This is a genomic window from Serratia sp. NA_13 (assembly GCF_052691735.1).
In genome coordinates this window covers 32,317-48,676 of record NZ_JBQZFV010000003.1, presented here as the reverse complement: position 1 = coordinate 48,676, position 16,360 = coordinate 32,317, and the positions used below count along the sequence as shown (strand labels likewise).

Sequence of the window (16,360 nt, the reverse complement as noted above, 5' to 3'; positions counted from 1 at the left end):
AATCGGCTGGATAAATGCGATATGCGTCACACTTTTATTAAGGTACTTTTTTCGCCAGCCTTTTGCCATCCACGGCCTGCGCACCGATTGCCGTGGTGGGATTTGATGATATTGAACTGGCCGCCTCCCCCAGTTACCAGTTGACCACTTATCGCCAGCCGATGCAGTCGTTGATTGCCGATGGCATTCATTGCCTGACGCAGGCTTTCGAGCCGGGCGGCCAACGTTTGTATAACGGTGAATTAATCACCCGGCAGTCGCATATTAAACAATAATAATATCAACGGACGGCGAGAGCTTTGGTCACGTTAATTGAGGTCATATGTCAGCTATCTATGATTGGTCAGTGTTGGTATTCCGCCGCATTTACGATCGCCGCATCAGCAGTGCGCCGGTGCTCGACAGTACCCAACTGTTCCCCGACGCCCAGCGTTTTACCGCCCAGTGGCCGCAGATCCGTGATGAGGCATTGACTCTGGCGCAAGATCTGCACAATATTCCGCGATTTCACGAGATAATGAGCGAACAGGCGTCGATCTCTGCCAATGACGCACGTGACTGGCGCATGTTTATCATGCAGGCCTACGGCCAGCCGATAACCCGCAATCTCGCCCGCTGCCCATTATTGGCCAGCCTGATCGCTTCCTCCCCCGATGTGCTTTCCGCCTCGCTGTCTTTCCTGGCCCCCGGTAAACAGGTGCCGGCGCACCGTGGCCCGTTCCGTGGCATTCTGCGCGGTTATCTGGTGCTGGCAATGCCCAAGGGTGCCGATGGTCTGCCCGCCGCCGTGTTGAAAGTCGACGGGCAAGAATACCGGCTCAATGATGGGGAATTTATGCTGTGGGACGATACCTTCGAACACGAGGTGTGGAACGACAGCGATCAGGTGCGCACCGTGTTGCTGCTGGATATCCGCCGCCGCGATTTACCCACCGGGCTGCGGATGTTGTCCAACGGCATTATTGCATTGGTACGGTTGAACGTACGCTGGATCCAGCGCCAGTTCTAGGCCCCCCCCAGATAGGCTTTCCTTACCTCCTGATCGTTCAACAGCTCCGCACCGCTGCCGGTCAGGCGAATCTGGCCGTTGACCAGCACATAGCCGCGATCGGACAGTTTGAGCGCGTGGTTGGCATTCTGCTCCACCAGAAACAACGTCATACCGCCACGGGTCAGCTCCCGTAAAATACTGAAGATCTGTTTGACGATGATCGGCGCCAACCCGAGGCTCGGCTCGTCCAGTAACAACAGTTTTGGCCTGCTCATCAGCGCCCGGGCGATCGCCAGCATCTGCTGTTCACCGCCGGACATGGTCATCGCCCGCTGGTTACGCCGTTCCTTCAGGCGTGGGAACAAATCAAACATGCGCAGTAAATCCTCCGCTACATAGCGGTTGCCGACGGTAATGGTACCCATCAACAAGTTTTCCTCCACGCTCATATCCGGGAAAATACGCCGCCCCTCGGGAGCCTGAGCGATACCGCTGCTGGCAACATAATGGGTGGAACGGTGGCTGATATCTTCGCCACGAAACAGGATCTGCCCGCCGCTGATGCGCGGCTGGCCGAAGATGGACATCAGCAGCGTCGACTTACCCGCGCCGTTGGCGCCAATCAGCGCCACCGTCTCCCCTTCATTCACCTGTAGCGAGACCTGCTGCAACGCCTGTATAGGGCCATAAAACACGTCTACGTTGCGAAACTCCAACATCACATTGCTCATCCCGCCAGTTCCTCTTCGTCCGCGCCAAGGTAAGCGGCGATTACCCTATCGTTATGCTGAATTTCTTTCGGCGTGCCTTCGGCTATCACATCACCGTGATCGAGCACAATCACCCGATCGGAGATCTCCATCACCATGCCCATATCGTGTTCAATCAACAACACCGTGATACCGTGGTGCTGACGCAGAAAACGGATAATGCGGCTCAGCGTCGCCGTCTCCACCGGGTTTAGCCCGGCTGCGGGTTCGTCGAGACAGATCATCTCCGGCGTGGTGCACATTGCCCGGGCAATCTCCAGCCGCCGCTGCTGACCGTAGGACATCTCCCCCGCCAGCCGGTTGGCGCAATCCACCAGTTCCACCACTTCCAGCCAGTAAAAGGCGCGATCCAGCGCCTGGCTTTCTGCCCGACGATAACCCGGCGTATTGAGCACGCCAGCGATCAGATTACGGTTGCTCAGCATGTGCTGCGCCACCAGCAGGTTCTCCACCACCGACATTTCACGGAATAAACGGATGTTCTGGAAGGTACGCGCCAGCCCGGCGCGATTGACCAGGTGGGTGCCGCCAAACATTTTGTAGTAAACGCGCGAGCCGAACCGCTTTGGATTCACCCAATCGCCGGCATGGAATTTCTGCCCCAGCACCTGGATCACGTCGGTCGGGCGCTTATAGGTATTGAGCAGGATCGCTCCGCCGGTGGCACGGTAAAAACCGGTCAGACAGTTGAATACCGTGGTTTTCCCGGCACCGTTGGGGCCGATCAGCGCGGTGATGGAGCCACGCTCCACCGCCAGATTGACGTCATTGAGCGCCTTGATGCCGCCAAAATGCATCATCAGATGCTCAACCTTCAGGATAGCGTCGCTCATGGCTCTACCCCCTTGCGCGGAGCAAAGCTGGAACGGCTGATGCGCACCAGCCCACGGGGCCGCCAAATCATCATCGCCACCATCAACACGCCGAACAGCAGCACCCGGTACTCGGCGAAGCTGCGCAACAGCTCAGGTGCCACCGTGAGTACAAACGCCGCCAGCACCACACCGATGGTCGACCCCATACCGCCCAGTACCACGATCGCCAGGATCAACGCCGACTCAAAGAAGGTGAATGAGGTGGGGTTGACGAAGCCCTGATAGGTGGCGAAAAACACCCCGGCCAGCCCGGCGGTGGAGGCGCCCATCATAAAGGCCGACAGCTTCACCAGAACGTGGTTCAGCCCGAGGGAGCGACAGGCAATTTCATCCTCGCGCAGTGCCTCCCAGGCCCGACCAATCGGCATGCGCGTCAGCCGGTGCTTGATGTACAGCACCAGCAGCACCACCAGGAACAGCACCGCATAGATAAAGATAAATTTCAGGTTGGGGTTATAGGCGATACCAAGGAATTCGTGGATCGGCACGCCGCCGTCCTTCGCCCGCCTGCCAAATTCCAGGCCAAAAATCGTCGGCGCAGGCACCGAGACGCCGTTGGGGCCACCGGTCAGCGACATCCAGTTATTGAGCACCAGACGAATAATTTCCCCGAACCCCAGCGTGACGATCGCCAGATAGTCGCCGTGCATGCGCAGCACCGGGAACCCCAGCAGCGCACCGGCCAGCGCCGCCATCAGCGCCCCCAGCGGCAGCATCGCCCAGAACCCCAGCCCGAGATACTGGTAACCCAGCGCCAGGCCATAAGCGCCAATGGCATAAAACGCCACGTAACCGAGATCAAGCAGCCCGGCCAGCCCGACAACGATGTTCAACCCCAGCCCGAGCAGCACGTAAATCAGCCCCAGGATCGCCACCGTCAGCAGATATTTGGTGGCGACAAACGGGAACAACAGCGCGATCACGGCCATTAACGGAACTCCCCAACGCAGGCTGGTTTTTGCCCCTATAGCCCGGACATATACCCCGTCATTACCGCCGTCAAAACGCGTCAACAGCTTGCGCCCCGGCGCGGTTTGCAGAAACAGGCTCAGCAACAGCCGCCCGGCCATCACCGCGGCGATAATCCACGCCAGGCGGCGCGGTTCAAAGTTAAAACTGTATCCGTTGAGAACAATACCGACGATAGGCCCGAAGACGATCAAAGCGATCAGCCCGGCCAGCACCGCATCCAGCAAGCTGCGTTTAACGTTCAGCCCTGGGTGAACCCTAGATTGCGACATAGTTTTCCCCTCAAACCTTAGCGACCATTGGCCGACCGAGCAGGCCCTGAGGGCGGAAAATCAGGATCACCACCAGCAAACCGAAGGAAAACACGTCTTTGTAATCGGAGTTCACCATGCCGGCAAACTGCGCCTCCGCGACGCCCAGCAGCAGGCCACCAAGCATCGCGCCGGGTAACGAACCAATGCCCCCCAGCACCGCAGCGGTAAAGGCCTTGATGCCGATAATAAAGCCGACGTAGAAATCAAAGGTGCCATAGTTCATGGTGATCAACACCCCCGCCAGCCCGGCCATGGCGGCACCAATCACGAACACCAGGGAGATCACCCGGTCGGTGTTGATGCCCAGAATAGACGCCATCTTGCGATCCTGCTGGGTGGCGCGGCAGATACGCCCCAGACGGGTGTGCTGAATGATGTAAGTGAGGATGGCCATGCCCAGCAATGAGGCGACCAGGATAAACACCTTGGTGTAGGTGATTTGGATCACCCCACCGTCAAAGTTGAGGCGGAACACGCCGTCCAGCAGCGTTGGGATCCCTTGCTGGCGCGGTCCTTGGCTGATTTGCGCGTAGTTTTGCAAAATGAGCGACATGCCGATAGCGGAGATCAGCGGTGCCAGACGAGTGGAATTGCGCAAGGGTTTGTAGGCGATGCGCTCGATCACCCAGCCATACACCCCGGTGACGACGATGGTAAACACCAACGTGCCGAGGATCAGCAGCGGGAAGGATTGCAGGCCGAAGAACGACAGTAACGCCAACCCAATGGCGCACAGGTAGGCGGAAATCATGTATACCTCGCCGTGGGCGAAGTTAATCATGCCGATAATGCCGTAAACCATGGTGTAGCCGATGGCGATCAGGCCGTAAACCGCGCCGAGCGTCAGGCCGTTGATCAACTGTTGCAGAAAGAAAACATCCATAATGAGCAGTCTCGCCTGGTGGGACCGCAAGCTAGTGCAGACGCGGCCCAAGGGAAGTATCGGCGCGGACCCGCCGAACACGCGGATCCGCTTATGGGTTAATCCTCAATGGATTTCAAGTTACAGCCAGGCGGCAAGTACGCGAATCCCCAGGAACTTAGATACGCTAAGTGACTGGGGTGACCGTATGCAGCCAACAACGCTGTGGCTTGAAAGACGCCGAGGATGGATTAGAGTTGGTGATATTTGCCTTTATCGTCCCACTGATAGACCACGTAATCCGATACCTTCAGGTCGCCTTTCTTGTCCCAGGCCTTTTTGCCCATCACGGTATCCACATCATGCGATTTCAGCCATTCGCTGGCCTTGGCGCTGTCTTTACCGCCGGTAGCGCTAAAGGCTGCGGCGATCGCCTGAATCGAAGCGTAGGAGTAGAGGGTGTAGCCTTCCGGCTCAAAACCGCTGGCGCGGAACTTGGCGATCACCGTTTTACCCTCCGGAATTTGGCGCGGATCGTTACCGAAAGTCATCAGCACGCCGTTGGTGTACTGTGGCCCACCGGCAGCGGTCACCAGTTCTTCGGTCACGATGCAGTCACCGGAGAAGAACTTGGCGGTCACGCCCTGCTCACGCATTTGGCGGACCAATGGCCCGGCCTCTGGATGGCAGCCACCGAAATAAACCACGTCGGGTTTGACCGAGGCGAGCTTGGTCACCAGCGCGTTGAAGTCTTTTTCACCGCGAGACAGCCCTTCATACAGCACTTCCTTCACGCCGCGCTTGTTCATCTCAGCCCTGGCGGCATCTGCCAGCCCCTGCCCGTAGGTGTCTTTGTCGTGGATCACCGCGATGCGTTTGGCTTTCAGGGTATTGAGCATGTAGTTGGTGGCAATCACCCCTTGCTGATCATCGCGGCCGCACATGCGGAACATGTTGGTCATGTTGCGTTCGGTAATTTGCGGGTTGGTGGATCCGGGGGTGATGGCGATAATCCCGGCTTCGTCATACACCTCGGAGGCCGGCATGGTGGAAGAGGAGCAGAAGTGCCCTACTACCGCCGCGACCTTGTCCTGATCCACTAATCGGTTGGCGACCGCGACCGCCTGTTTGGGTTCACAGGCGTCATCCCCCTGCACCAGTTTGATTTTTTCCCCTTTAATCCCACCGGCGGCGTTGATATCCGCTGCCGCCTGTGAGGCACCACGCCAATACTGATCGCCATAGGTCGCATTCGGCCCGGAGAATGGCCCGGCGACGCCAATAACGATATCCGCCTGAGCATAAAAAGCAGAACCTAAACAACCGATAAGCAGAGCAGCGAGCGGACTTTTAATAAGTTTCGATGACATTGTTGTATTCCTCAGCACTGTTTTTAGACCCCAAATAATTGGAGCTGTATCAAGGCGGCAAGAACATCCATCCCCAGGATGCTTACTCATGTCAGTGACTGGGGTGGGTGTTCGCAGCCAACACCGATACGGCTTCAAGTATGACGGGTATAGCGAAACGCCCAGGGGCGTGGACCAGTCACTTTATGTGTAGACGGGGAAAATAATTTGCGCGAGAGCGCAGTCGCATTACCCGAATTTAGCTAAGCAAAAATCCAGCCATTGTGACGGCCAATACATATTTTCTGTTCATTCATCCTACATATCAGAGGCAAAACGCGGAGATTCACTACCGTCAGGAGGCACTGTGGGGGGATCAGGTGGCAAACTCACCGCAAAATTTTTCTGCTACTCGTCAGGTGCCTGTCCCCCTGCGCACCAGAAACGTGCAATGGCCGGTGCAACGTCGACGAAAACGATTTTGTGGTGATAAACCGCGTGGATAAACAGGATGAGTGCCGAAAAACAACGCAACATGCTCATTCCATCAGCAAACGCACTTTTCTGGCAGTTTAGTGCTTTGACAAAGCCGCAGCACCCCGCTATTATTCGCCCCGTTCACACGATTCCTCTGTAGTTCAGTCGGTAGAACGGCGGACTGTTAATCCGTATGTCACTGGTTCGAGTCCAGTCAGAGGAGCCATATTAGAGAAGCCCGCTCAGGGAAACCTGAGCGGGCTTTTTGCTTTTGGGATTTTGATGGTTAGGAGCCTGGGTGGACATGTCAGCGTTCCAATCTGTGCCGATTGCAAAATGACAACAATGGCATTACTGGTAATATTTAAACTATCAATTAGGGACAGCACATTTCTAAATTATGATTTTATTCAGGACTGTTTGAACAGATAGGGAAGCTTAAATTATATGAGTAGACGTCTAAACAGAGATTACCGTACTAAAATAAGAAACATCCCCCGCCGCTTAAAAGCGCTTAACCGTTGGGCGGAAACCTTCCATGATCCAATCCTTGCAGTTTTTCCAGAAGGCCAGCGCTACTGGAACTACAAAATTCCTGTAGATGTCAATCTTGTTGAAGGAAGACACAGTGTCCAGAAAACCAAGGCAGCCTGCGCACAAGCGTTAATTGACGCATGTTCTAATTTAATACTTGCAACAGCCGACTCGAGTTACAGCCCGCGAATTACTTCTGTTATCTGCCTCCCGGATATGTTTACCAGCGAAGTCTGTCTTTACCATTCTGAAGAGTATTATCAGGGGTTCATATGCGAAAACACTTCTGAAAATGGAGCTTCATCAGTCATTAAGGGGCGTAGCCTTGCTGAAGACTGGGGATTAACTCTGCCAGAGAATATACAGGAGCTGGGGATCTCGCTTGAATACTATGGCGGTGACGATCCTGATGAATGGTTTACAGGAGAACGTTGGTACTATGGTCAAGTGTTATAGAAGAAGGTTTAATATCCGTTTCGCATAGTGCCGGTCTCACAGTGAAACGATGTCAGCGGAGAGCAGACTTCGGCGTCAGCAAAATTACGTTAAGTTGACAAAGCTATATGATACAATTTTATCATGCTGAACCGACGGCTAATTCGGTAGAGTAGTACTAAGTATGTGTTACGTTGCTATTAAGAATGGGACAGTAAATTGAAAAAAAAACAGTCAAAAATCCCCAAATCAATTTATAGGCCCATGCATGGCGACGAGTTTGACCTCTGGGTGGACCTCTCTTCAAATGACTATATTGAAGACCTGATGGCAAATCATCGGTACAGCCGTAAAAAAGCCCAGATAGAGGCGTCGAAATCATTTAAAACAGCCTTGCCAGCGGGCATCAATACTCAAAATAACCATTTTAGAACTTATGAACATGAAAGTCAGGCTGCGGGATATCTGTGGTTCAGCCTGGAAGATAACTCAGCCTTTTTGTCAGATATAATGCTTCTCCCAGAATTTCAGGGTAAGGGGATGGGCAGGGATTTTATCCGTGCGTTCCTGAATGAACTTACTCAACAGGGTGCGTATGAAGTGGAGCTCAGAGTTTCACCGGACAATCAAAGGGCTTTAAAATTATATAAAGAGTTTGGTTTTCGGATAACTGGTTTTGATATGAGTCTTTTGCTGAGGCCCGACTGAACAGCAATCCGTTAATCATAATGTTCGGGGACAATCGCGGGTAATATCAACTATCGATGGGCAGTCTACCCACCGTATACCTTCACATCATCAATGTCCGCTTCTGGCACAAAACTGCCCGTGGCAAGAACGTGGGGCATCATTCAAGCACTCTGTAGATCTCGGAAATCACCTGCATCGTTGCGTCTTCAATCATTCCTTCATTACGGCATAAAACCCAGCCGTGATTGGCAATTTCTCGCTCGAACGCCTTGGTGCAAGCGACATGCTCTTCCAGCTTATAAATCACCGTGCTACTTAGCCCACGTGGACGGGCTGCGGCCCTCGCCCATGAAATCTCAGGCGCAGTAACAACCCCGACATGCAGATCTGGCGTTCGCACCTTTCGTTCAATGTTAAGCTGTAAAATCTCTGCAAATGGAACCATCCGGCGAAACGCGGCATCCGACGGGTACCAGCGATCCATCAGGATAATGCTGTCCGGTGGCTGTTTAGTCAGCACATGCTGGGAAATCCAGGCACGGCTATCAGCAAAGCGCCTACAAACCTCCAATTCCAAATCCAGGGTGGGATTTCTGGCGAGCTGGTTAACGAGGGCCATTGTTTCCCCTCTGTAGGGATCGCTTTTTCTCTCGCAAAGTCGGATCACCTTCTTGTTGTCTGCCCTTAGTACTCTCGTAATGGCCTCCAACAGTGTGGTTTTACCGGCGCCTTTGGGCCCATCCAGAGACACAAACAGCTGACGACTCATTCTTGAAATGACGATTGATATAGGTTTTTTGTATAGCTTGCATCTGGCAAAAGCATCTTACTTCCTTCGTTTGAACATTCAAAAAAACTCCATTCCTTCGTATGGCTGAGTTCGGCAAGCACGGAGGCGACTCTCAAGGTCTCCATCATGGATCTCAAGCCTGTGGCCATCGGGGTCTAAAAAATAGACTGACTTTCCCTCGCTCTTGTTAGTTTTCCATTCTGTAACACCAGACGACCTCTGACCTGCTCCCAGTAAACTAACATAGCACGATGTAAGCAACTTCCGCTTCTGGCACAAAACCGACGCTCAGGATGCCAGAATAGCCCCCAGAAACCCCGTCCCCTCCCCCCTAAATCAACAACCGAACCCGATCGTAAATCAGTCGGTCCTCGAGCCGAGCGGAGCGGGTATGCTGGCGCAGGGTGCGGATCAGATTATCAATCAACGCATGGGCGGCGGTGCTGAGGATGCTGTTGCGCCGGGTGACGATGTTCAGCCGCGCCAGGTCACAGCCTTCCTGTAACGCCAGCGGTTGCAGGCGTCCGGCAAACTGCGGTAAACCTATCAGCGGTAACGGGCAGCAGGTACACATGTCTGCCGACTCCACCATGGCCTGCAGCATGCCGAGGGAATGCGCATGAATAATGCGGTTCGGATCGAGTTGAGCGCAGTGTCGGCTGAACAGCTGCTGGATTAGATCGTCATAATTTTCTGGGGTGTAATTCAGCGCCCAGTCCTGCTCCAGCAACTGGTGGACTGAGCTGCTTTGGGCCAATGGATGGCCATGCCGCACCATCACCGCCGCTTCATAATCCAGCAAAAGATTTTGCCTTTACCAGCGTGGAACTGAGCGACAGCAAATATTTTGGTATTGGCGATGGCATTGGCGTGCGTAAAGAGGACCGCGCATTACTTGATGCCTTCAACGCGGCGCTGAAAGCCATTATCGCCAACGGCACCTATAAGAAGGTGAACGATAAATACTTTGATTTTGATATGTACGGTAAAGGGGAATAACTGAAGGGCAGATTAAAAGGGCCTGGCGAACGCCTGGCCCGATAAAAACGGTTACTTCACTTCGCCCATAGCCTTCAGCTTTTTGGACAGTTCGCGACGTTCTTTAGACAGATCGGCATTTTTGATGATGTAGTCATCAACGCGATCTTCATAGTCGCTGCGCATGTTGGCAATGATGCCCTGAACATCTTCAATGCTCATGCCCGGCTTGATGTACTCACTCAGGTTATCGAGCAGCAGCACGCGCTTTTGGTTATCGCGGACTTTCTTCTCGTTGTCGATAATTTCGCGTTGCAGCTTATTTTTACGTCGGAACATACGCACAAACTCCAGAACGTCCTGGAAACTCGGCTTATTTGCATTATCCATCTTCATACCCTTGCTTTAGTAATACACAGATTCATTGGCTTACGGCCACAATGAGACCAAGATACAGGTTTGTGGCGCTCAGACACAACACTCATCGCCCTATCTTACTCACTTTAGCGCCGCGACAAAAACCCGAAGCGCCTGCTTCATGATCTGGCCCCCTATTCACACTCACCGGCGGTACACACTTTGAGCAAGTCACCCAGTTCTTCCAACTGCTGCGTCAGTTCCATGCTCAGCCAGACGTAGCCGTTACGCATGGTCTCCGCCAGCGCTTCCAATGAGCGTAGCGTCAACAGTTGCGCGCTGCGCAGGGTTTAGGCATTCAGCATAATAAAATGGGTTTCGCGCGAGGCCCAGTAGGCGTCGGCCAACAGCTCCAGGGTGCACACCAGATTGCGGCTCAGCGTCTGCACCGCTTCGAATACCGCTTTGGGAATATGGGTTTCTTTGCAACAGGGGACAATCAGGCCGCGTAATTTGACCACCTGATTCAGCAAGTCTTTTAACTGCGGCTCCCGTCGTGGCCGTTCAATCATGAAAGCTATAGGGCATAGCGGAGGAAGGCAGGCAGAGAAAAGGCGGATAAGGCGTCCCCTATCCGCAGTCAGACGTTAAGCAGCATATTTATCCACCAGCGCACGCAAAATGGCAGCAGTTTCCACATCCATCACTCCGTCATACTGTCGTTGACGGAAATGCAGCTGGAAGGCCCGTACCAGTTGACGATAGCCTTTGGCATCGGTCGCCGCCGAGGTGTCGTAACCGTATTTGGCGAACAGCGCCAGCAGATCAGGCTGCGCTGGCAGGCCCTGGCATTGATATTCATTTTGGTGATGATGCTTCACCGCTTCGTCATACCAGGCCCCTACGCCAGCCAAATACAGCTGGTGCCATGGAAACTGTGGGCCAGGGTCACTTTTGCGGCCCGGAGCAATATCGGAATGCGCCACCACGTTGACCGGCGTGATGTCCGGATAGCGCTGCAGAATATTCTGCGCCAGTTGACTGACCGCCGCAATCTGCTGTGGGTTAAACGGCGGGAAGCTAATGTCTTCGCCATCGCCGCGGGCCAGATTGACGATCTCGATGCCAATGGACGTATCGTTGAGATTATTGCGATTACCCCACTGACTGGCACCGGCATGCCAGGCACGTTCCACTTCATCGACCAGATTGAAAATGCGCACGCCGCTGAAACCGGCCGCCTGATAGCTTTGATCTTCCGGATCCGGCACCAGATAATGGGCGCTGACCGACTTGCCGGTCAGTGACTGCACCGAATCGGCAAAGTTTTGCGCCGTGTAATGCAGCACCAGAAAACGCACCCGGTGGCCAAAGCTGGCTACCGAACGGTAACTGTTGTAATCCATACTGAACATAATAGATTCCTTATTGATTAAACTCGCGTGCCATTGTCATTGCAGGATCCGTCCCGCTCAAGCGGTCGCAACATACAGCGACCCTACAATGCCTTCGTGAAACTTGTCCACCCGCCAATGTTTAGCTAATTGCTAAACTTAAAGCAAGAGAAATTTAGTGAAAGCAATATTTACCTTTTTGCTAAAGAGTGCGATCATCCAACGATGGAAACCAAAGAAATAAGACGCAATAATTTGCGCGAGCTGATGGCCAGCTATGCAAGGCAAGGTATCAACCAGAGCGAATTTGCGCTGCTGGTAGAGTCTTCTTCACCAACGCTGAGCCAAATCAGCGGTGAAAAGTCTTCCCGCAACCTGGGTGATAACCTCGCCAGACGGATTGAGGCCAAACTGAGCCTGCCCAAGGGCTGGTTTGACGTTTTCCATGAAAAACAGCTGGTGCGGCCGTTTGATAACGTAGCGGCAGAGTCGGATTTTCAACCCGCCCGCCTCAAGCCGGTGGTATGGGAAGATACCGAACAAGACAAGGAAGAGTTTGTGGAAATTCCCCTGCTGGATATTAATTTCTCGGCTGGCGACGGCTGTTATGAAATCGTCGATCGCGAAGAATTTTCGCTGATCTTCCGTCGCTACTATCTGCACAAGATGGGGGTGGCGGTGAATGCCGCACGCATCATCCGCATTTCCGGCTCCAGTATGGAACCGCGCTTGCAAGACGGTGATGTGGTAGGCATTAATACCGATGACACACGTATTCGCGAAGGCAAGACCTACGCTATCCGTCACGGTAATCTGCTGCGGGTAAAAGTGTTGATCGAACAACCCGACGGCGGCGTCACTATTCGCTCCCTGAACCGGGAAGAATACCAGGACGAACACCTGAGTTACCCGCAGCGCAAAGACCAACTGGTGGTGCTAGGCCGCGTTTTCTGGTCGTCTTCGTCCTGGTAATGAGCCGGGCACCGTAGGTCGGCGCCTTGCTGTTATTTAAAATCGACCACCATCTGCTGCTGGATCGATAATCCGCGAGTCGACTGTACGCAACAGTCGATGTAGTCGGTAAAGCGCGGTGGTTTCGGCATGCCCAGCTTAAGAATTTTATCGTTACTGAACCGCACGTTAAGCATGGCGAAGGATCCATACAGGCGCATCGCCTTCAGCATCAGTCGTTCGTTACAAGGCCCGAAAATATCCTTCAGTTGCTTACGCATCTTCAGCAGCGCTTCGTAACTGACCTGCGCATAATGATCGCCAAGCGGCGGCTTTTCCAGCGCGGCGGCAATGGCACGATCGATATCCGCAAAGCTGACGCTGCTCTCTTCACCGGCCGAGATATGGTAAACATCATTATCCAACGTTTCGCTGTTCATCAGCATCACCAGCGCATCGGCACAGTAGTCGACCGGAATAACGTCGATGTTGTCCTGCAGTGAACACATAAACTTCCGCAGCATCAGCGCCATGCTGAACACCCAAAAAATACTGCTGGAAGGCTGACAACCCAGGCGAGTATGCCCCACCACGATCGAAGGGCGGGCAATCACCAGCGGCAGCTGCGGGCAGCGTTGACGCATTAGCTGTTCAATGGTCGATTTGGAGCGAGTGTATTCCACCAAATGCTCGGCGGTTTCTTCAAATTCGCCGCTTTCTGCCACCAGAGAACCCGGTTCCGGCGCACAGGACATGGCGGTACCTACGTGCAGGAAACGTTTTAATCCAGACACCTGCGCCATTCTCTCGGCAAAGGCCAGTGTCCCTTCGACGTTCACCTTCCAAATAAGAGGGTTGTTGCCAAAAGAGGCTACTGCGGCACAATTAATAACGTGCGTTACATTGTTAATTCGTGAGTCCGCCAAAAAGTCAGCAGGCTCACTTAAATCGCCCAACAATATATTTTCTATCGTGATTTTCGAGAATAAACTTCCATCGACATTAAATTTTTCCATATTCTGACGAATACGTTCCAGCCCCTGCGGTGCATTTTCAGCTCTCACTAACAGAAGATAGTTAATCGACTGATTTTCTTTCAGTAATTTCTCAAGCACTGCACCACCGAGAAAGCCGGTAGCACCGGTTAACAGCAGAGTTTTCATAATAGGTGTCCACATTGGTATTGAATGCTGCTGATTGTAGGGGGAGACAATTAAACAGATATTAAATAAAACTCAGTGGCACTTATTTATCTTTTCTTAATATTATCTTAAGGAATATTTTGAAACATCGTGAAGGGGTTTGGTAACAACATTAATAGGAAAGATCTTAGGATAAACGATTCCGTTGACATAGTATTGATATTAACTCTGATTTAATTTCCTGGTGAATGTTATTACCTTTTCTCTTCAGGAGTATTTATGAGCTATAACCAAAAAGTCTGGTTGGGCATCCTGGTCCTGTGCGGCGTTTTCTGGCTGGCGGTGATCGGCGGTATTTTCTTGGCCCATCAAGCCTATGAACGTGCAGAGCTTCAGAATCAGCAGGATTTTACGGTCAGATACTCGCAACATGTTCAGGGTGCAGCGACCCCAGGCCACAGCCTCCAGGCACAGTCGCACACCTCTTGAGGTTCCCCCCTGAATGGGGTAGGGACAAGCGCGGCGAAGGATCCTATGATGCCCATTGATTCACAGGGAGAATAATATGGGTCGAAAGCTGGATAGCTTACCGCAAGCAGAACGTGAAAAAATTGAAGTCGATTTACTGGCCCTCAGCGTGATTTATAACGAACGCTATGGCATTACCGTCAATGACGCCAGCAACGCCGAACAACAGGTGCCCGACTATTTACGCCCCTACTTTCATTTACGCCTGAACTACTACCGCGGTGCGTAATACAGCGCATTTCGGTGATTAACACTAACGACCGCTTGGCATCGTTCATCTCGCCGTTACAATAGGGGCATATTCCCTACGCACGCGAGAGATGCGATTTTGAGCAGCAAGGCACCGGCCACATTCTATTTTCACGACTACGAGACCTTCGGTATAAGCCCATCGATGGACCGCCCCGCGCAGTTTGCCGGTGTGCGTACCGATATGGATTTCAATATCATCGAAGAGCCGCTGGTCATCTACTGCACCCCGGCCGATGACTACCTGCCCGATCCCGAAGCGGTGATGATCACGGGTATTACTCCGCAACTGGCACTGGCCAAAGGCGTTAACGAAGCCGAGTTCACACGGCAAATTCATCAGGCATTCAGCGTGCCCGGCACCTGTATTTTGGGTTACAACAATATCCGCTTTGATGACGAAGTCAGTCGCAATATTTTCTACCGCAACTTCTACGATCCCTATGCCTACAGTTGGCAGAATGGCAACTCACGCTGGGATCTGCTCGACGTTATGCGTGCCTGTTATGCACTGCGCCCGGACGGCATCGTCTGGCCGGAGAACGAAGATGGCTTCCCCAGCTTCCGTCTGGAGCACCTGACCCGCGCCAACGGCGTTGAACATGAACATGCCCACGACGCCATGTCGGACGTTTACGCCACCATCGCCATGGCCAAACTGGTCAAGCAGGCGCAGCCTCGGCTGTTTGATTTCCTGTTGCAGCACCGCAACAAACATAAGCTGAACGCGCTGATCGATATCGCAGAAATGACACCGTTGGTCCACGTTTCCGGCATGTTCGGTGCAGCACGTGGCAACACCAGTTGGGTATCGCCACTGGCCTGGCACCCCGACAACAAGAACGCGGTGATCATGTGCGATTTGGCCGGTGATATGACGCCATTGCTGACGCTGAACGCCGACGAGCTGCGTGAACGGCTGTATACCCGCCGTGAGGATCTGGCCCCTGGTCAAGCGCCGGTGCCGATCAAACTGGTCCATATCAACAAATGTCCGGTGCTGGCACCGGCGAAAACCCTGTTGCCGGAAAACGCCGAGCGGCTGGGTATCGATCGTCAGGCCTGCCTGCAAAACCTGCAACTGTTACGCCAGCATCCGCAAGTGCGCGAAAAAGTGGTGGCACTGTTCGCCGATGCCGAGCCTTTCAAGGGTTCTGATGATGTCGATGCACGGCTGTACGACGGTTTCTTCAGCGATGCCGACAAGGCAACGATGAAAATTATCCAGCAAACCAAGCCGCAGAACCTGCCGGCGCTGGATTTGACCTTCAGTGATAGCCGTCTGAAAGAGCTGCTGTTCCGCTTCCGCGCCCGCAACTACCCCAATACGCTCGATGATGCCGAGCAACGCCGCTGGTTGCAGCATCGTCAGGAGATGTTGAGCGCCGAACGAGTACAGAGCTACGTACTGCAACTGGAGTCGCTGTATAACCTGCATGAAGGCGATCAAGAGAAGACAGCGCTGTTGAAAGCGCTGTTTGACTACGGCAAAGAGCTGGTCGGCTGACAAAAACAACAAAGGGCGCCGAAGCGCCCTAAAACTGCTGACAAAGTTCCTGGTGACTAAAGTAATAGGTTTATTACTAATAAAAACAAAGAATTCTGTCTTACGATTTACCCCAAACCCCCGAAAACCACGTTTTTCGGGGGTTTGTCATCAATCAAGGGCGCCGAGGCGCCCTTTTTAATGCACAAAGCGGTGAAA

The 16,360-nt window shown here is 53.3% G+C and carries 19 protein-coding genes, 1 tRNA gene and 3 pseudogenes; 10 read left to right on the top strand and 13 right to left on the bottom strand.

Going from position 1 to position 16,360, the window contains the following annotated elements; all coding sequences use genetic code 11:
* Positions 1-92: 92 nt before the first annotated feature.
* Positions 93-275 carry a hypothetical protein gene (locus tag ACUTSU_RS06880; protein WP_445653938.1) on the top strand — a complete coding sequence of 61 codons (183 nt, stop codon included), beginning with the start codon at positions 93-95 and terminating at the stop codon, positions 273-275.
* Positions 276-322: 47 nt separating this feature from the next.
* Positions 323-1,009 carry an aspartyl/asparaginyl beta-hydroxylase domain-containing protein gene (locus ACUTSU_RS06875; RefSeq protein WP_445650366.1) on the top strand — a complete coding sequence of 229 codons (687 nt, stop codon included), beginning with the start codon at positions 323-325 and terminating at the stop codon, positions 1,007-1,009.
* On the opposite strand, the gene ACUTSU_RS06870 is transcribed toward ACUTSU_RS06875, so the two are convergent.
* The 6 genes from ACUTSU_RS06870 to ACUTSU_RS06845 all read right to left on the bottom strand — a co-directional run bounded on the left by ACUTSU_RS06870 (position 1,006) and on the right by ACUTSU_RS06845 (position 6,667).
* Positions 1,006-1,722: an ABC transporter ATP-binding protein gene (locus ACUTSU_RS06870; RefSeq protein WP_445650365.1), complete on the bottom strand. Its 717-nt coding sequence runs from the start codon at positions 1,720-1,722 to the stop codon at positions 1,006-1,008. The genes ACUTSU_RS06875 and ACUTSU_RS06870 overlap by 4 nt on opposite strands.
* Positions 1,719-2,594 (bottom strand): ABC transporter ATP-binding protein, encoded by an 876-nt coding sequence (locus ACUTSU_RS06865; RefSeq protein ID WP_445650364.1) that lies wholly within the window; start codon positions 2,592-2,594, stop codon positions 1,719-1,721. The genes ACUTSU_RS06870 and ACUTSU_RS06865 overlap by 4 nt, the downstream gene beginning before the upstream one ends.
* Positions 2,591-3,877, bottom strand: a complete 1,287-nt coding sequence (gene livM, locus ACUTSU_RS06860) for a high-affinity branched-chain amino acid ABC transporter permease LivM (RefSeq protein WP_445650363.1) — start codon at positions 3,875-3,877, stop codon at positions 2,591-2,593. The genes ACUTSU_RS06865 and livM overlap by 4 nt, the downstream gene beginning before the upstream one ends.
* A 10-nt stretch (positions 3,878-3,887) precedes the next feature.
* Positions 3,888-4,802, bottom strand: coding sequence for an ABC transporter permease subunit (locus ACUTSU_RS06855; protein ID WP_017893418.1), 915 nt, complete (start codon positions 4,800-4,802; stop codon positions 3,888-3,890).
* Between the two features lie 230 nt (positions 4,803-5,032).
* Complete coding sequence (locus tag ACUTSU_RS06850; RefSeq protein ID WP_445650362.1) at positions 5,033-6,151, bottom strand: branched-chain amino acid ABC transporter substrate-binding protein; 1,119 nt, start codon at positions 6,149-6,151, stop codon at positions 5,033-5,035.
* A 387-nt stretch (positions 6,152-6,538) separates the two neighbouring features.
* A complete protein-coding gene (locus ACUTSU_RS06845) occupies positions 6,539-6,667 on the bottom strand; it encodes a hypothetical protein (RefSeq protein WP_445650361.1) in 129 nt (42 codons plus the stop codon).
* Between the two features lie 90 nt (positions 6,668-6,757).
* Between ACUTSU_RS06845 and ACUTSU_RS06840 the strand changes: the two genes are divergently transcribed.
* The 3 genes from ACUTSU_RS06840 to ACUTSU_RS06830 all read left to right on the top strand — a co-directional run bounded on the left by ACUTSU_RS06840 (position 6,758) and on the right by ACUTSU_RS06830 (position 8,284).
* Positions 6,758-6,833, top strand: a tRNA-Asn gene (locus ACUTSU_RS06840).
* 221 nt (positions 6,834-7,054) lie between these two features.
* Positions 7,055-7,597, top strand: coding sequence for a DUF3916 domain-containing protein (locus ACUTSU_RS06835; RefSeq protein ID WP_445653937.1), 543 nt, complete (start codon positions 7,055-7,057; stop codon positions 7,595-7,597).
* 198 nt (positions 7,598-7,795) lie between these two features.
* The gene (locus ACUTSU_RS06830; RefSeq protein WP_445653936.1) at positions 7,796-8,284 is read left to right on the top strand and encodes a GNAT family N-acetyltransferase; all 489 of its coding nucleotides are present in this window, start codon (positions 7,796-7,798) and stop codon (positions 8,282-8,284) included.
* Between the two features lie 139 nt (positions 8,285-8,423).
* Here the strand turns inward: ACUTSU_RS06830 and ACUTSU_RS06825 are convergent, their stop codons facing one another.
* The 3 genes and pseudogenes from ACUTSU_RS06825 to ACUTSU_RS06815 form a co-directional block, all read right to left on the bottom strand.
* Positions 8,424-9,035: a dTMP kinase gene (locus ACUTSU_RS06825; RefSeq protein WP_445653935.1), complete on the bottom strand. Its 612-nt coding sequence runs from the start codon at positions 9,033-9,035 to the stop codon at positions 8,424-8,426.
* A 78-nt stretch (positions 9,036-9,113) separates the two neighbouring features.
* Positions 9,114-9,272: pseudogene (locus tag ACUTSU_RS06820) on the bottom strand (glutathione transferase); the annotation flags it as partial.
* Between the two features lie 115 nt (positions 9,273-9,387).
* Complete coding sequence (locus tag ACUTSU_RS06815) at positions 9,388-9,834, bottom strand: LysR substrate-binding domain-containing protein (protein WP_445650735.1); 447 nt, start codon at positions 9,832-9,834, stop codon at positions 9,388-9,390.
* An 11-nt stretch (positions 9,835-9,845) separates the two neighbouring features.
* Here ACUTSU_RS06815 and ACUTSU_RS06810 point away from each other — a divergent pair.
* Positions 9,846-10,055: pseudogene (locus tag ACUTSU_RS06810) on the top strand (transporter substrate-binding domain-containing protein); the annotation flags it as partial.
* Positions 10,056-10,106: 51 nt separating this feature from the next.
* Here ACUTSU_RS06810 and tmaR read toward each other — a convergent pair.
* From tmaR to ACUTSU_RS06795, 3 genes and pseudogenes are all read right to left on the bottom strand, one after another.
* The gene (gene tmaR / locus ACUTSU_RS06805) at positions 10,107-10,424 is read right to left on the bottom strand and encodes a PTS system regulator TmaR (protein ID WP_153859736.1); all 318 of its coding nucleotides are present in this window, start codon (positions 10,422-10,424) and stop codon (positions 10,107-10,109) included.
* A 161-nt stretch (positions 10,425-10,585) separates the two neighbouring features.
* Positions 10,586-10,963, bottom strand: a pseudogene (locus tag ACUTSU_RS06800) (FUSC family protein); the annotation flags it as partial.
* Positions 10,964-11,038: 75 nt separating this feature from the next.
* Complete coding sequence (locus tag ACUTSU_RS06795; RefSeq protein WP_445650357.1) at positions 11,039-11,806, bottom strand: N-acetylmuramoyl-L-alanine amidase; 768 nt, start codon at positions 11,804-11,806, stop codon at positions 11,039-11,041.
* Positions 11,807-12,010: 204 nt separating this feature from the next.
* Between ACUTSU_RS06795 and ACUTSU_RS06790 the strand changes: the two genes are divergently transcribed.
* On the top strand, positions 12,011-12,757 hold the full coding sequence (locus ACUTSU_RS06790; RefSeq protein WP_445650356.1) for a S24 family peptidase: 747 nt from the start codon (positions 12,011-12,013) through the stop codon (positions 12,755-12,757).
* 32 nt (positions 12,758-12,789) lie between these two features.
* On the opposite strand, the gene ACUTSU_RS06785 is transcribed toward ACUTSU_RS06790, so the two are convergent.
* Positions 12,790-13,899, bottom strand: a complete 1,110-nt coding sequence (locus ACUTSU_RS06785) for an SDR family oxidoreductase (RefSeq protein ID WP_445650355.1) — start codon at positions 13,897-13,899, stop codon at positions 12,790-12,792.
* A gap of 258 nt (positions 13,900-14,157) precedes the next feature.
* On the opposite strand from ACUTSU_RS06785, the gene ACUTSU_RS06780 reads away from it, so the two are divergent.
* The 3 genes from ACUTSU_RS06780 (at position 14,158) to sbcB (ending at position 16,162) form a co-directional block, all read left to right on the top strand.
* Positions 14,158-14,367: a hypothetical protein gene (locus ACUTSU_RS06780; RefSeq protein ID WP_445650354.1), complete on the top strand. Its 210-nt coding sequence runs from the start codon at positions 14,158-14,160 to the stop codon at positions 14,365-14,367.
* Positions 14,368-14,443: 76 nt separating this feature from the next.
* Positions 14,444-14,635 carry a DNA polymerase III subunit theta gene (locus ACUTSU_RS06775; protein WP_012145929.1) on the top strand — a complete coding sequence of 64 codons (192 nt, stop codon included), beginning with the start codon at positions 14,444-14,446 and terminating at the stop codon, positions 14,633-14,635.
* 99 nt (positions 14,636-14,734) lie between these two features.
* Positions 14,735-16,162, top strand: a complete 1,428-nt coding sequence (gene sbcB, locus ACUTSU_RS06770; protein WP_445650353.1) for an exodeoxyribonuclease I — start codon at positions 14,735-14,737, stop codon at positions 16,160-16,162.
* Positions 16,163-16,360: the final 198 nt, after the last annotated feature.

Bases quoted from the DNA above. Each gene is read 5' to 3' on its own strand.
- ACUTSU_RS06875 (WP_445650366.1), top strand. From the start codon at position 323: ATGTCAGCTATCTATGATTGGTCAGTGTTGGTATTCCGCCGCATTTAC.
- ACUTSU_RS06870 (WP_445650365.1), bottom strand. From the start codon at position 1,722: ATGAGCAATGTGATGTTGGAGTTTCGCAACGTAGACGTGTTTTATGGC.
- ACUTSU_RS06865 (WP_445650364.1), bottom strand. From the start codon at position 2,594: ATGAGCGACGCTATCCTGAAGGTTGAGCATCTGATGATGCATTTTGGC.
- livM (WP_445650363.1), bottom strand. From the start codon at position 3,877: ATGTCGCAATCTAGGGTTCACCCAGGGCTGAACGTTAAACGCAGCTTG.
- ACUTSU_RS06855 (WP_017893418.1), bottom strand. From the start codon at position 4,802: ATGGATGTTTTCTTTCTGCAACAGTTGATCAACGGCCTGACGCTCGGC.
- ACUTSU_RS06850 (WP_445650362.1), bottom strand. From the start codon at position 6,151: ATGTCATCGAAACTTATTAAAAGTCCGCTCGCTGCTCTGCTTATCGGT.
- ACUTSU_RS06845 (WP_445650361.1), bottom strand. From the start codon at position 6,667: ATGTTGCGTTGTTTTTCGGCACTCATCCTGTTTATCCACGCGGTTTAT.
- ACUTSU_RS06835 (WP_445653937.1), top strand. From the start codon at position 7,055: ATGAGTAGACGTCTAAACAGAGATTACCGTACTAAAATAAGAAACATC.
- ACUTSU_RS06825 (WP_445653935.1), bottom strand. From the start codon at position 9,035: ATGAGTCGTCAGCTGTTTGTGTCTCTGGATGGGCCCAAAGGCGCCGGT.
- ACUTSU_RS06815 (WP_445650735.1), bottom strand. From the start codon at position 9,834: ATGGTGCGGCATGGCCATCCATTGGCCCAAAGCAGCTCAGTCCACCAG.
- tmaR (WP_153859736.1), bottom strand. From the start codon at position 10,424: ATGGATAATGCAAATAAGCCGAGTTTCCAGGACGTTCTGGAGTTTGTG.
- ACUTSU_RS06795 (WP_445650357.1), bottom strand. From the start codon at position 11,806: ATGTTCAGTATGGATTACAACAGTTACCGTTCGGTAGCCAGCTTTGGC.
- ACUTSU_RS06790 (WP_445650356.1), top strand. From the start codon at position 12,011: ATGGAAACCAAAGAAATAAGACGCAATAATTTGCGCGAGCTGATGGCC.
- ACUTSU_RS06785 (WP_445650355.1), bottom strand. From the start codon at position 13,899: ATGAAAACTCTGCTGTTAACCGGTGCTACCGGCTTTCTCGGTGGTGCA.
- ACUTSU_RS06780 (WP_445650354.1), top strand. From the start codon at position 14,158: ATGAGCTATAACCAAAAAGTCTGGTTGGGCATCCTGGTCCTGTGCGGC.
- ACUTSU_RS06775 (WP_012145929.1), top strand. From the start codon at position 14,444: ATGGGTCGAAAGCTGGATAGCTTACCGCAAGCAGAACGTGAAAAAATT.